A 14,397-nucleotide genomic window follows, 5' to 3' on the forward strand; every position below is an offset into this window, starting at 1 on the left:
ATCAGATTGCTTTTCTCAGTTTTTTATAGAAAGCTTCTTCTAAATCTGCAATATGAAGCATAGTTTTCGAAAGTTCGTTATAGATGTTGCTCTTAGAGTTTCTGTTTTTGTAAACTCTCGCAATATCCACAGCAAAGTCTCTCCAAAGATCCCCAATAGAGGTGATTTCTTTTGAAAGTTCTTTTAATTCGTCATTTTTAAGGATAACAGATGCTTCCTGAAGAAATGCTCCATAGATAAATCTGAAACCGCCACCGCCAGTTCCGATTTCTTCCTGCATTCTGATGAGCTGTCCCAGATAATGGTTCGTTACTTTTGTTCCTTTCTTTTCTGCCCATTTTGGGATACTTTTAGCTACCCATCTCATCGCCTTTACACCAATAAGCGGAACAGGAGCCAGCATATTTTTGCAGGTGTCCTTGATTCCTTTTTTTATGGCTTCTTCCAAATGAACATTTTCCGGGATATAGATGGGATAATACATGTGTCCTTTAGGAGGAAGTGCTCCTTTGGCGTATCTTACTTTCTCCAGTTCGGCTTCTGTAAGAGTCGTGGTATAATCCATTACCGGATCGCTGATCAGGAATTTTCCGTCTTCTTTACCATATACTACGAGGTTATGAGCATTGAAGTGGAATTTATATTCTTCCGGAAAGTAAGTAAGATTGAAAACACCTACCTGAAGTCCTGTAGGGATATTTTGTTCTAAGTTTCTTTCCAAGGCTTTTTGTGCCTCTTGTGGATTTGAAAACTTTTCTCTTTTGATTTTAATTCCTAATCTTTTTGCTGCCTTGCTGAAAATAGCACCCGGCATCGGACGATAGCTGAAGCCCGGCGCAAAGTTTACCTTTAAAAAGGGAAGGTAGACAAAAAATAATCCTGAACCGATTCCGAAGATCATAGGTTCACTTAGTTTAAGTCCTCTGTTAAGCAGTAGATTAGAAGCGACACCGTTCTCGCAATGTGCTGTCTGATGGTGTTCAAAGTTTAATTTCATTTGCAGTTTATATCTTTTTCAAGGGTAAATAAAATGGAGTGTATCCTTTTATTTCCCGTCGAAGTTTTTTAGTTCATTGACTGGAATTCCGAATGCATCAGCATATTTTTTCAGTGCAGTTTCGCTCAGTGTTTTAAATACATTAGGTTTAAAATGCCTTTTTACCCTCCATTGCCACATTCCTACATAAGAAGCAAGCACCCCTAAGTCCATTTTATTGAACTCCATAAAATAAACGATAGGACTTACGATATTATTGGCAACGTTTTGTTTGGCTTCTTCAATTCTCTCATAAATAAGTTCCATAGATTCGTCCAAAGCTGCTTTTTTTGCATCCCAGCCTGTACTGTTTGCGGTTGTATAATTATCATTTTCATCCGTTACATACAGTACTTCCGTCATGTTGGCGGATTTCAGATTACTTTCGTCTTGAGGTAGGTCTTGTTTTTTCATCTGAAGAATGTTTAATTTTTTTAGATTTCAGATGAGATAGGTTTCATCTGTTTTTGATTCTTTTAACCAAGTGGCTAAAATAGTGAAAATACATAATATGAAAATTTTATACCATATGATCGCAATATTGTTGTGAAATAAAGGCTGAATCTGAGTTTTTATGAATATTTAAAAGAAACTCTTCTTGTTATCTTTCTCCTTTTGAGTAGTGTTTAAATTGATTTTCGGCTGTGAGATTTTGACTCATATATCACAAAAGATCTTTATTTTCTTTAGTTCTTGAATAATGCTGTTTAACTAATGGGATGTAATGAAATCTTAAGAAGTACTGTTAATACTTATAATAGGGAACATTGTAACAAGTACCCCTTATGATAAGACTAATGGATTTGAAATTTGGATTGAAAAATAACTATTAAATAACAACTATGAAAAAGTTTTTTATTTCTGTTTCGGTTTTCTGTATGCTTAATGCTATGGCTCAGAAATTCGATACTCAAAAACTGACGGATGCTCAGGGTTATACTTATGAAACGGTAAAGAATGACCAGGCAGGAGTAAGGGTTTATACCCTGAAAAATGGATTAAAGGTTTATCTGGCCAGAAATGAAGATGCACCCAGAATCCAGACCTATATCCCGGTAAGAACAGGATCTAATAATGATCCAAGTGATAATACAGGACTTGCTCATTACTTGGAACATATGGTTTTCAAAGGAACTTCCCATTTAGGAACTCAGGATTGGGCGAAGGAAAAAGCTTTGCTACAACAAATTTCCGACCTTTATGAACAACATAAGGCAGAAAAAGATCCGGCAAAGAAAAAGGAACTTTACAAAAAAATCGATGAGGTTTCTCAAGAAGCATCAAAATTTGCGATTGCCAATGAATATGATAAAGCGATTTCTTCATTGGGAGCTACAGGAACCAATGCTCATACATGGCTGGATGAAACGGTTTACAAAAACAATATCCCATCCAATGAACTGGAAAAATGGTTGAAAGTTGAAAAAGAACGTTTCTCAGAATTGGTACTTCGTCTTTTCCATACTGAATTGGAAGCAGTATATGAAGAATACAACAGAGCACAGGATAACGACGGCCGTTTGGTAAATTATGCTTTGATGGAAGCTCTTTTCCCAAAACACCCGAACGGACAGCAAACTACTATTGGTACTTCTGAACACCTGAAGAGTCCATCAATGATAGCGATTCATAAGTATTTGATACCTATTATGTGCCTAATAACATGGCAGTAGTCTTGGTTGGAGATATTGATTATGACAAAACTATAAAATTAGTTGATCAGTATTTCGGAGCATTCAAGTACAAAGAACTTCCTATGAAGAAGATGGTTACAGAGGAACCTATGACCCAGATTGTTTCCCGAACAGTAAAAAGCCCATCTACTCCAAGAATGACGATGGCTTGGAGAACAGACTCTTATGGAAGCCAGGAAGCTAGATTAGCAGATGTTGTTGCAGAAATTTTGAGCAACAGAGGAGATGCCGGATTAATTGACCTTAATATCAATCAAAAGCAGAAAACGTTAGGAGCTGGAGCCTATGAATCACCATTCAAAATGTATGGAACATTCGCGTTAGTGGTAACTCCTAAGGATGGACAAAGTTTTGATGAGGCTAAAAAGCTATTGCTTGATCAGCTTGATCTTGTTAAAAAGGGACAGTTCCCAGACTGGATGCTGAAAGCTATCATCAATGATAAAAAGGTTCAGCGCATGAAAGGTTGGGAAACTGCTGACGGTTTGGCTACTGAACTTTATGATTCTTATATCAAAGGCAGAACCTGGCAGCAGGAACTGGACGAGATCAATCAATATGAAAAGATTACTAAGGCTGATGTAGTGAAGTTTGCGAATGACTTCTTTAAAAATAACTATGTAGTGGTTTACAAAGAGAAAGGAGTGAATGATAAGCTTGTTCGTGTAGAGAACCCGGGAATTACTCCTATTAAATTGAACAGAGAAGCTCAGTCTCCTTTCCTTAAAGACATTTAAATACTAAGGTTACTGAAATCAAACCTGAGTTTATCGATTATAAAACAGCGATTCAGACTTCAAAGGTAAAAGACAAGACGGTAAGCTTTGTAAAAAATAAATACAATGAGATTGCCCAGGTAAGCTATGTTTTCCCTTTCGGAACAGATCATGATAAGGAGCTTTCGTTAGCAGGAACTCTTTTCGAATACCTTGGAACGGATAAATATACTCCGGAACAATTGAAAGAAGAATTCTATAAGCTAGGAATTTCTTACAGTTTCAGAACTTCTAATGATCAAACGACTGTTACTTTATCAGGACTTGAAAGTAATATGAAGAAAGGAGTGGAGTTAATGAACCATTGGATGACCAACGTAAAAGCAGATAAAGCTATTTACAGCCAAACTGTAAAAACAATTCTTGAAGCGAGAGAAGTTGCTAAAAAGGATAAAGTGAGAATTATGGGAGCCCTTTCCAATTATGCAAAATATGGGAAAGAATCAAGAATGACGGATGTTATTTCTAAAGCTCGTCTTGAAAGCATTGATGCTGCAGAATTAATGAAAAAGGTGAAAACACTGAATCAATATCCTTATCAGGTATTGCTTTATGGGCAAGATCAGGCAGGTATGGAGAGCGCGATAAAACCTTATATCACGAATACAAGTCTACAGCCGGCAAAAGCTAAGGAATATACGGAACCTGCAACAACAGGGAAGGTATATTTCACAAATTATGACATGGTACAGATGGAAATGGCTAAAGTAGCGAAAGCAAGCCCTGTAAACCTAGACAACTTCGGAAAAGCGAATGTTTTCAATGAATATTTCGGAAGAGGATTATCTTCTATCGTTTTCCAGGAAATCAGAGAGAGCAAGTCTTTAGCTTACTCTGCGTATGTTTCTTACGCCAACGCTTCAGAGAAAGGGCATGCCAACTATATTACCAATTATATTGGAACACAGTCTAACAAACTTCCTTTAGCTGTAACTGCAATGAGCGAACTAATGGCTGAGCTGCCACAGATCCCAACACAGTTTGAAAATGCAAGAGGTTCTGCATTGAAACAAATTGCTTCTAACAGAATCAATAGAACTAATATCTTCTTCAGCCAGTTAGCCCTTAAAAAATTAGGTGTTGATTATGACCTGAGAAAAGATACCTATGCTGAGATTCAAGGATTGACATTGCCTCAGCTGACAGGATTTTATAATACAGAAGTGAAACCCGTACAATACAATACCGCAATTATCGGTAAGAAAGAAAATCTAAATATGGAGTCTATCAATAAGATGGGTGAGTTCCAGGAAGTATCTCTTGAAGAAATCTTCGGGTACTAATATTTTAGTTTTAATAATAGGTAAAGTGGAGCAGAAATGTTCCACTTTTTTGTTTAAATAAAGACATTTTCCTGATAGTGAGTGTTCCACGGGTTTTAGAATGTTTCACGTGAAATATATTGTTGGTTTTAATACAAATATCATAAATAACTCCACAATTGTTGAGGTTAGATAGGTGTTTTTTTAACGCAAGAGTTCGCAAAGGATTATCTATTGTGGATATTTTCGATCGCAAAGGCATTTCACTCAGCAAAGGAAGAAAGAAATATCTTTGATCAGTTTGTTGGGTTTTAATTCAATAGAGGTCCAGCTAAATAAAAGATAAATTTCATCTGGCTTTAACCAAAATCTATTTATTTCGGACACAATATCCTCTCCCTAAAAATAGTCAGGAATCTTAGCTGAGTGAAATGCCCTTGCGAACTTAAAAAAATAGAAATAATCACTTTCTTTGCGATCGTAGCGTTAAAACAATAAAGAAAAAACATCAATAATTGTAAAAACAAAAAAAGCTGCACAAAATGTACAGCTTTTATAGTCTTTTTCTTTCTTTTTACGATTTTACCTCCTGAATAAACAGGTTAATCTCTGCTCTGATCAACAATTCATCATTGTTAAAGGTTTCGCAGAAGATGTGGCAGATATTTTCAAACTGGGAAATCAGTGATGCTTTTGAAATGATCTTGTCATTTACTTTTGGAAGTCCAAAAATCTCAATCTTTTTGATATTGGTGATAAAGCCTATTACTTTGGTATTGGCTTCCGGATTTTCGAAGAAGCTTTGTCCAAGGATAGATGAGCAGGTTTGAGCAAGGTTTTCAATTAAGCCTGCTTCTACAAATTCATTGTTATGAACAAATATATTGTCTTCTTTTATTTCAAAGGAAGTCACTACTTTTTCCTTGGTCAACTCCAGGATATAGTCGGCCATAAGCATCGGCTCGCGATGCGGTAAAAAGTTGTGTATATTAATGATATTTTCTTCCCTGATTTCCATTAAAAGTTATTTTACAACAGTTTTCATTTGAGATTTTGCAATGACTTCATCATTTAATTTAGTAACAATATCTACAAGCGTTACTCCCATTACTTCATTAAGGATGGTAACCTCTGATGTCAGCTGGTCACCAATTTTAGGCAATCCTTCTGTTTCAAAGGATTTGATGGCTCCAATATATCCTGTTGGGGCATCTTTTCCAAGCAAATAATACTTGTATCCAGTGTGAAGGGCTACACTTTGTGCCTGATGTTCGATTAATCCCGATGCCTGAAAGAATCCATCCTGAATGAAAAGATTGTCTTCATTTATTTTAAATCCGGAAATAAGATGATTTTCAGAATATTCCGACAGTTCATGTACCATGACAAATGGTGCACGCTGCGGAATAAGACTTTCTACAAAATCTTTATCGGATGTGGGCAGTCTGTTTTCCATTAGCAAACTGTTAATAAAGAACAAGAATAGGCAAATCTTCCACTTTCAGGAACACAAAGAAGTATTTTTTCTCCTTTTTTCAATGTTCCGGAGTTCATCAGTTCTTCTAATGCAATGAAGATAGATCCGGCACCAATATTTCCTACTTCAGAAAGATTGTAGAACCATTTTTCAGCGGGGAAGTCCATGCCTTTTTTAGCAAATTCATCTTTCAATCCATCTTTGAAATACCCTGAAGAGATGTGGGCCAATACATGGTCAATTTTTTCAGGATCTAAATGATGTTTATCAAAAGAAGCTCTTAAACTTTCTGCCCCTTTGACAAGAATGTATTTATCAAGGATTTTAGTATCCTGTTTAATAGCAAAAATAGATTGCTTCAACCAATCGTCAGATGGGTAATCTGCCCATGATTTTAAGCTTCCGTCTTCCTGCTTGTCACATCCTGCATACATACATGCTTCGATCTCGTGAGCATAAGAATAGAAATCAATAAATTCTACCCTTAAAGAAATCCCATTCTCTCTAGGTTTATTTTCTAATAAGAAAGCACCAGCTCCGTCAGAAAGCATCCATCTTAGGAACTCTCTTTTGAAAGCAATAATAGGTCTTTCTTCTAGTAATTTTAAATTTTCAGCCTCATGATTGAATTTATCAGCTGTCATCCATGCAGACATCCTTTCAGAACCTGCACATACAGCACTTTCCTGTACACCTGCTCTCACAGAAAGAAATCCATAGTTAAGGGCATTCATCCCTGAGTTGCAAAGTCCGGTTGCAGTATTGATCTCAATAGATTTCCCAATGTTCAGTTCACCATGAACCATAGAAGCGTGAGAAGGCTGAATCTGATCTGGTGAAGTAGTTCCTACTGATAATAGCTTCATATCTTGCTTTTTGAAATTTTCATCAAAAAGTCCTTCAATAGCCTTCGCAGTAAGCTGTGCATTGGAATGGGTAGGGTTTCCTTCTTTATCTAAAGCGTAATATCTTGTTGTGATTTTATTATTTCTTAAAATAAGTGATCTGGCTTTAGAAGGTGCGTCATTGATAAGCCCAAGATATGTCTCCATTTCCTCATTAGATACCGGTTCATTGGGTAAATATTTTGAAGCTTTTGTTATAAATACGTCGTACATTCTATTTTAAATTAATTCCTTGTAAATATCTTTTTTGTTTTTGTCTTTTAAACCAAAATATAGGAGTTGTAAGTAGGTGTAATACCAAAACGACAGGTGAGATGATCCATATCGCTGCCATCAAATATACCTTAAAGAATTTTATCAGCAATGGGCGTTTCTCTTTTTTCTTTATAATCAGATTAGACCATACAGTGAAAATTTTATTCCCAACCTTTTCTACACGCACTAAAAACGGGCGAATTTCGATGGCACCATTTTTTACAAGATCCGGTTGTAAATTTTCCAGATCGTTGCTTTTAAAATGTCTTTCAATAATCTCGCCATATTTTACGGAACCTGTGATTTCTTCATCAGAAATTCCTGCTGCCGGAAGCATCCCGGATTTTTCTTTCTGGCCTGTGGTTAGCCAGCGAAGAATCGTCAGTACACTGGTATAATTGTCATGCCTATCTACCAATGCGATGTTTCCAACAAGTTTGGCTTTTAAATCTCTTAAGTATACTTTCAGTTTTTCCTGAGAGAGCATCCACATATTTCGGGTTCCGGAAATAGTGACTACAGGAGTGTCTTTAAGGATACGCTCTGCATAGCCACTCTTCAAAAATGAAATGATCGGAATAGAGGGGGTGAGATACCACACCTGATAGCCGAACAAAATAAGATCATACTTTTTGTTCAGTATTTCTTCTGAAGGGGGCACTATTTCTTTTGGAATTTGTAAATAAGATTCCGGAAAAGTGTTGAAAAAAACGTCACCAGGCCAAGGAAAAGGGAAATCTTCCTTTAGCTGAATATTATAATAAGTAATATCATATCCTTCCTTTTGAGCTTCAAAAGGTTTGGCAATATTTCTCACAATATCCTCCAACTGGCCGGTTTGAGAATAATATATGACAAGTATATTTTTTTTCATGGAATCTTTTTAGTGTTTACAAAAATATGTTTTTCATATTTATTATTTAGTTTTAAATACTTTTAATGAGTCGGAACTGAATTTTAATGTATAATTTTCACTTTCTATCGCAGTATTTGTGGTATTGATGAAAATGATAGTTTTAGGACGAATCTGAATTTCGCTGAGATCAAAATGATCATCGGAAATCAGGAGTACATCGATGTTTTTATTCACTTCAGACAGTTCTTTTATATAGTTTATTTTTCTTCTTTTTACCAGATAATTATGAGCTGCCTTTGCTCTTTTTTCATCATTCTTTATCCATGAAAAAATTCTTCTGCTGGCTTGATAAAGGGTAAGCAAAACATCTTTTTGTCCAAAATCATCAGCAATATGAAGGATATTGGCGTCAGCATCAATATGTTTATTCAGTTCAAAGTAAACCAACTTATTGGTGTTGAAATCTTTCTTTACTGCTGTTACCACTTCAGCATCTTTATATAAATAGCTTAAGAATAATTGTTTTTTAAAATAATTTTCATTCTCAATTTCTTCCCTTAGCTTGGCAAATTCTTCTCTGTAGTAAGCATTGATCTTTTTTGTTCTTTCAGAATAATTTTTGCCGAAGCTAAGATCATCTTTATTGATCCTATCACCTACTTTTACAATAATGCTGCCATCATAGATAATGAAATCTCCTTTCGGAAGTACTTCAGAGTTCCCGTGGATATATAAAGGAAGCACATCCAGTTCAAACTGCTCTGCAAGATAGAAGGCTCCTTTATGAAATCTTTTCACATCATTGGTATAAGAACGTTCCGCTTCAGGGAAAACAACAAGGGAATATCCTTGTGCAATTTTTTCTTTCAGCTGATCCATACCATTTTCAATACCTTGAGAAACCGGATAGAAGCCTAATGCTTTTACCAGTTTTCCGAAAACCGGAGAGTTATAAACCCAATCATTCACCAAATAAATGATTTTGTGGGTGGCCATTGCAATAGCTAGCGTATCCAGAAAAGAGGTATGATTAGCAATAATGACTGCCGGTTTACTGAAGTCCTCATTTGTATTTTTAATGACCTTTTTCTTTACAAATGGATTCGAATATAGAACAGAAGTTAAAAACTTAGCTAAAATAAGTTTGATAATATCCAATGTTTTACCCTTGGATTTCTTTACAAACAAACTTCCAATAGCTGAAAATACCATTCCTCCAAGCCCATAATATAAAAAGCTTATTACTGAAACTGCTAATAATCTGAATGTGATCGGAGAAAGTCCTTTTTTCGCCCTGTTGGTAATCAGCAGCCTGAACCAGAACGGATATAAAGTAGAGGTAATGATTATTACTGAGAACATTCCTATCAAAGCAACCAAAGCCAGTGAATGTAGAGCCGGATGCTTGGCAAAGATCAGAGATCCAATGGAGAGAATAGTGGTAAATACTGCCAGAATAATTGAAGTTCTATACGTTGGAAGTTCATTTTTTCCCGTAGTATGTTCCTTTTGCATAGCCTGAGTAAGGAAAATACTGAAGTCGTCACCCACTCCAAATACTAATGTACAAACTACTGTACTGAAAATATTAAGTTCCAATCCTAAAAAATAAAGGATTCCGGCTGTTACTACTCCTGTCAGAACAATCGGAAACATGGTCAAAACAGTCAGTTCAAAATTCCTGAAGAAAACAATGATCGTTAAAACGATAGCCAGAAGGGAGTAATTAATCAGGGTATTGAAATCTCTTTTTAATAAGCCTAGAAAATTTTCATTCATCTGCTGCCGGTCAATGGCAAGGGCATCATGTTTCTTTTCAATATCATTGATGAAGGCATCTCTTTTATTCTCGTCCACCTTTACTACATTGGAAACCGTATAAAATCCTTTTTCATTGCTCATGAATTCTGAAATCTGGAGCGCTTTCACTTTTTCATAGTCTCTGATTGTTAACGTGGAATAATTTTTATTGAGAATCTCATTAAATTGAGCAAAAGCCGAACTGTTGAATCCAAATTTGTTTCCGTTGCTGATAAGCTCAGAAACCGTTTGGTTCTTTTTAGTATCGTTCCAGAATGTCTTCCATTCCTTAATTTTGTTTTGCTGGTCTTTCTCGGATAGAACAATGCTTCCAATAGAATTGTAGCTAAGGATTTTACCTTCTTTCTTCTCTTGTTCAAGGAATGTATTCAGTTGAGAGTTTCTGGCAAGAGCTTGTTCTTCAGAGTTTCCATATGAAATGGTATAAATAGACTTTGAAGTAATGTCCGAAAGCTTCTGGAGTTTGCCTCACTGATTTTCATTTCTTTCGGAATATAGTTCAGATCCCCAATATCTTCATTAAAACCTACATGTCTGAAACCAAATAAACATGCCAAGATAATAATAGAACATCCAATAATCAAAGGTTTGTTTTTCTCGTATGGATAAGAACCAATTTTATCAATAAAGTTGGTGCTTTGCTTTTCTACGGAATGTTTAGGTTTATAAAGCTGAGGAACGATAATTAATGCAGTAATGGAAGATAAAATAACAGTAATCGCTGCAAAAAGTCCCAGGTCTTTTAATGCTTCAGAGCGTACAAATACCAGACATAAAAAGGAAACCGCAGTGGTCGCACTACTCAATACAATAGGTTGGGTGATTTCCTTGTAAAGTTCTTCAATATTGTTATTATGTTTGTAATGGGTAAGAATATGCAGGGCATAATCTATGGTAATTCCGATAAGAATGGCTCCTACACTTAATGAAATGGCTGAAATTTTATCCTTAATAAAATACAATATCAATAGAGCCAGCAACACGGAGAATACTGTTGGAAGAAATACAATGATCGGAGTAAAGAAGTTTCTGAAATAATAAATCAGAAGAATCAAAAGTACAGTCATTGAAATCACGACCGTGTTCTGGATGTCTTTTTTGATCTGCTTTGCGTTGGCAACAGCAATTACCGGAGAGCCAAAATAGCTGATTTCAGTTTTTCCTTTGAACTGTTTATTCAAATTGTCTTTTATCTGATCAAGCTGATCAACAAAGGTTTCATTGGCTTTTGTGTCATTACTTTTATTTTTAGGATCAATAAATAACAAAAGATTTTTTCCATCTTTGGTCACAATATAGCTGTCTTCAAGCTTAAAGTCTTTGCTGATGTTTAAAGCATTTAATTTTTTGATTCCTAAAAAAGTGAGTCCAAGAGGATCTTTTTTGATAAACTCTTTGGTCACAAGGCTTGTAGGAGAAGCTAAAGAGATATAATTATTCTCTACCTGTTGGGCAATACTATCTTTTTGAAGCTTTCCCTGGATCTCTTTATAATCATTTTCATTCAGAAATAAGGGGAGATTTTGACTGACAAAATCAAAAGTTTCAGAGATTTCATTATCATTTACTTTTCCCTGAACCGAACCGATATATTTTTGAAGGGGTTCTATTTTCTGTAAAAAAGTATCTGCCGTCTCAGAAAGCTGGAAGCTCTCTTCATTGGATTTATTTTCTATGATCACAATGATCTTGTCCGAAAAATTAAGCTGCTTAAGTACCTTTGCTGTAAGATCAGATTTCTCATTTTTGGGAATGATCTGATTAATATCTTCTTCAAAATTAATCTTTGAAGCAAAGAATAGACATAAGGCTGCGATTCCTAAAGCTGTAAAAACAGAAAGGATTTTGTTCCTGGAAATCAGATAGTATAAAAATATAAAAAAGCGATGCATTGCATTTGGATCAAGTCTGCAAATTTAAATTTTTAAGAATTACATCAAAATAGTTAGGGGATAAGTTTTGGCTGAAAATCAATAAAATATTCTAGGCAGAATGAAAAATTATTCTACTTTTGCAAATGTTCCCTTTTGATGACATGTATTTTAAACCACAATTATTATTAAAAAATAAGAATCTGTTTTTGATATGTTGACAAAAAATGATGAAAAAATAAATGGATTCCTATTTGTAGCAGTGCTCCCATTTTTGCTGTTTGCGATGTCTTATTATGGCTTTGAGTCTTCTTATGTAAGGCTGAAGACCATGGAGAAAGCTCCTGACTTTATGTTCTCTTCTGTATATGCTTACAGGGTGATCCCTAATTATCTGAGTGTACATGTTACTGAGGTGGTGACTTTTATTGTAAACAATTATGTTCCGTTTCTGAAAAATTTTCTCTTGAAACAAGGGACATTATTCTATCATAGTATCTTTCTGATCAACAGTTTCTTTTTTGTGCTGTCTTCAGTTATTTTACATTTGATTTTTAAACTAAAATCTTCAGGAATTCTTTTGCATCTTAATATCAGAAGAATGATTCATCTGTTGGCCATTTTTTTTATTGTTATTGTACAGTATGTTCCTACCAACTGTGACTCTATAGCCATTTTCTTTTATCTTTCGGGAGCATTACTTAGTTTGAAATACCTTCACAACCGAAAATCTACAGATTTTATTCTTTTATGTGTCGTGGTTTTTATTTCTACGTTGGCAAGAGAGACTTCATGCCTGAATATTTCGTTTTTTGCTGCAATTTGCATCGATTTTGAAAAACTGAAAAATAAAGATTTTACTTTCATCAAAGAGATTCTGCTTTTGGTGATTGCTTTTATTATACCTTATGCAGGACTTAGAATGATGATTCATCAGGATGTGTCTTTTGTTGAAGGAATTTATTTCCGGGATAACTTCACCAGTCCTTTTAATCTGAGTGGTCTTTTGTTTGGTACAATAAGCTTATATTTCAGCTACCTTTTATGTAATAATGAAGGAAAGATGCTGATCAGAAAATATGTATTCTTTTCCATCCCTTACCTGGTAATGATTACTATGGTGGGGCTTTTTTGGGAAGTCAGATTATTTATTCCTTTAATTCTTACAGGGTTTATATTTACTTCATATCAATTTAAAAACACCATATCTGTCTAATGAGTTTATTACACCCATATTATATCATTGCCATGATCTATATGCTTTTTTTTAGTGTACAGGAGGTTTTTGGTAATAAGGTAGAAAAGAAATGGTTTTGGTTTTTGGGAATATATCTCATGATTGTTGCGGGTCTTAGAGATGATGTGGGACCGGATTATGGAAGTTATTTGGGGCTTTATATTTATTCTGATACGAAAAGTTATTATAGTATCTTTATGAAGATGCTTCATATGGAAGGGCCTGAAATTCTGGATGTAGAGTGGCTATACACTCTGATCAATAAGATAATACTGAATATTTTTGATGCTCCCTTTTATATTCTGACATTTATTATTGCTATTTTGGCAATCACTTTCAAAGTAGAGTATACTGAGGATAATACTTTTTATCCCTTTACCTTTACTTTATTTATGTTTATTCCAGGCTTTTTCATTGGAGAAAGCGGACAGATCAGACAGAACTTAGGAACCTTTATTGTCTATTTTGCTCTGCGGTATATTAAAGAACGGAAGCTATGGCATTATTTATTTTTTATCTTTTTAGGTTCGGGGATTCATAGTGTATGTTATATGTTCCTGCCCATGTATTGGTTGGCTCGTGTACCGTTGAATAAGGTGATGATGCTGATTATGATTATTACTTCTGTATTTTTATCTCCTTTTGAAGTGTATAGAGGGCTCGGAGATTTTCTAGGGAATATGGCAGGAGATAATATGCTTGTTGAAGGTTTTAACGGGTATGTTGGAGAGAGTGTAGAAAGATTAAATGGTGGATTTGGTATTCCGGAAGGAATGATGGCGATCTTAACTTTCTTCCTGTTTGCTTTCGATACTAAAATGAAAGAACTGTATCCCTATTATGAATACCATAGAAATTATGCGGTGATAGGAATCTGCGCTTACTTTATCTTTAGAAATAATCCTATTTTCTCATCCAGACTTGCGGGAGCCTTTATTGGATTTTCTTATATCATCATTCCTAATGCCATGTATGTAGTCTCTAAAAGAGTAAAGGTAATGATTTATGCTTTTATCATATCGCTAGTAGTGTTCAATTTCGTTGTCTTCTCCATCTTTAATAATATTAAAGCAGGTCGATTTACAATTGATTTATATCATAATCATATTCTTCCATAGTAATAAAGTATAATAATAAACCAGATTCAAGGGCTATTAAAATTAAAATCAATTCTTAAAAATATATGATAAAAAAGCGGTATTAATAC

Annotated in this window: 10 protein-coding genes and 1 pseudogene; 3 read left to right on the top strand and 8 right to left on the bottom strand. The window is 34.8% G+C overall.

Going from position 1 to position 14,397, the window contains the following annotated elements; genetic code table 11:
* Position 1: 1 nt before the first annotated feature.
* Together darH and DarG are read right to left on the bottom strand one after the other, a co-directional pair.
* Entirely contained in the window at positions 2-997 is a 996-nt protein-coding gene (darH, locus tag QWZ06_RS01145; protein WP_290295337.1) for a BtrH-related acyltransferase DarH, read from the bottom strand.
* A 48-nt stretch (positions 998-1,045) separates the two neighbouring features.
* Positions 1,046-1,450, bottom strand: coding sequence for a flexirubin biosynthesis protein DarG (gene DarG / locus QWZ06_RS01150; RefSeq protein WP_290295338.1), 405 nt, complete (start codon positions 1,448-1,450; stop codon positions 1,046-1,048).
* 428 nt (positions 1,451-1,878) lie between these two features.
* Between DarG and QWZ06_RS28095 the strand changes: the two are divergent.
* A pseudogene (locus tag QWZ06_RS28095) lies at positions 1,879-4,789 on the top strand (insulinase family protein).
* 553 nt (positions 4,790-5,342) lie between these two features.
* On the opposite strand, the gene QWZ06_RS01160 reads toward QWZ06_RS28095, so the two are convergent.
* From QWZ06_RS01160 to QWZ06_RS01185, 6 genes are all read right to left on the bottom strand, one after another.
* Complete coding sequence (locus QWZ06_RS01160; RefSeq protein ID WP_290295339.1) at positions 5,343-5,786, bottom strand: hotdog family protein; 444 nt, start codon at positions 5,784-5,786, stop codon at positions 5,343-5,345.
* Positions 5,787-5,792: 6 nt separating this feature from the next.
* Positions 5,793-6,224 carry a hotdog family protein gene (locus QWZ06_RS01165; RefSeq protein WP_290295340.1) on the bottom strand — a complete coding sequence of 144 codons (432 nt, stop codon included), beginning with the start codon at positions 6,222-6,224 and terminating at the stop codon, positions 5,793-5,795.
* Positions 6,224-7,363, bottom strand: coding sequence for a dialkylresorcinol biosynthesis protein DarB (gene darB / locus QWZ06_RS01170; RefSeq protein ID WP_290295341.1), 1,140 nt, complete (start codon positions 7,361-7,363; stop codon positions 6,224-6,226). The genes QWZ06_RS01165 and darB overlap by 1 nt, the downstream gene beginning before the upstream one ends.
* A gap of 1 nt (position 7,364) precedes the next feature.
* A complete protein-coding gene (locus QWZ06_RS01175; protein ID WP_290295342.1) occupies positions 7,365-8,279 on the bottom strand; it encodes a dialkylrecorsinol condensing enzyme DarA in 915 nt (304 codons plus the stop codon).
* Between the two features lie 42 nt (positions 8,280-8,321).
* Entirely contained in the window at positions 8,322-10,190 is a 1,869-nt protein-coding gene (locus tag QWZ06_RS01180) for a 1-acyl-sn-glycerol-3-phosphate acyltransferase (protein WP_290295343.1), read from the bottom strand.
* Between the two features lie 260 nt (positions 10,191-10,450).
* Positions 10,451-11,974: an MMPL family transporter gene (locus tag QWZ06_RS01185; protein WP_290295344.1), complete on the bottom strand. Its 1,524-nt coding sequence runs from the start codon at positions 11,972-11,974 to the stop codon at positions 10,451-10,453.
* Positions 11,975-12,167: 193 nt separating this feature from the next.
* Here QWZ06_RS01185 and QWZ06_RS01190 point away from each other — a divergent pair, with 193 nt between their 5' ends.
* Both QWZ06_RS01190 and QWZ06_RS01195 read left to right on the top strand, forming a co-directional pair.
* Entirely contained in the window at positions 12,168-13,169 is a 1,002-nt protein-coding gene (locus QWZ06_RS01190; protein WP_290295345.1) for a hypothetical protein, read from the top strand.
* Complete coding sequence (locus QWZ06_RS01195; protein WP_290295346.1) at positions 13,169-14,308, top strand: EpsG family protein; 1,140 nt, start codon at positions 13,169-13,171, stop codon at positions 14,306-14,308. Before QWZ06_RS01190 ends, QWZ06_RS01195 begins: the two co-directional genes overlap by 1 nt.
* Positions 14,309-14,397 lie beyond the last annotated feature (89 nt).

Origin of the sequence: Chryseobacterium tructae (genome assembly GCF_030409875.1) — a bacterium.
GTDB lineage: Bacteria > Bacteroidota > Bacteroidia > Flavobacteriales > Weeksellaceae > Chryseobacterium > Chryseobacterium tructae.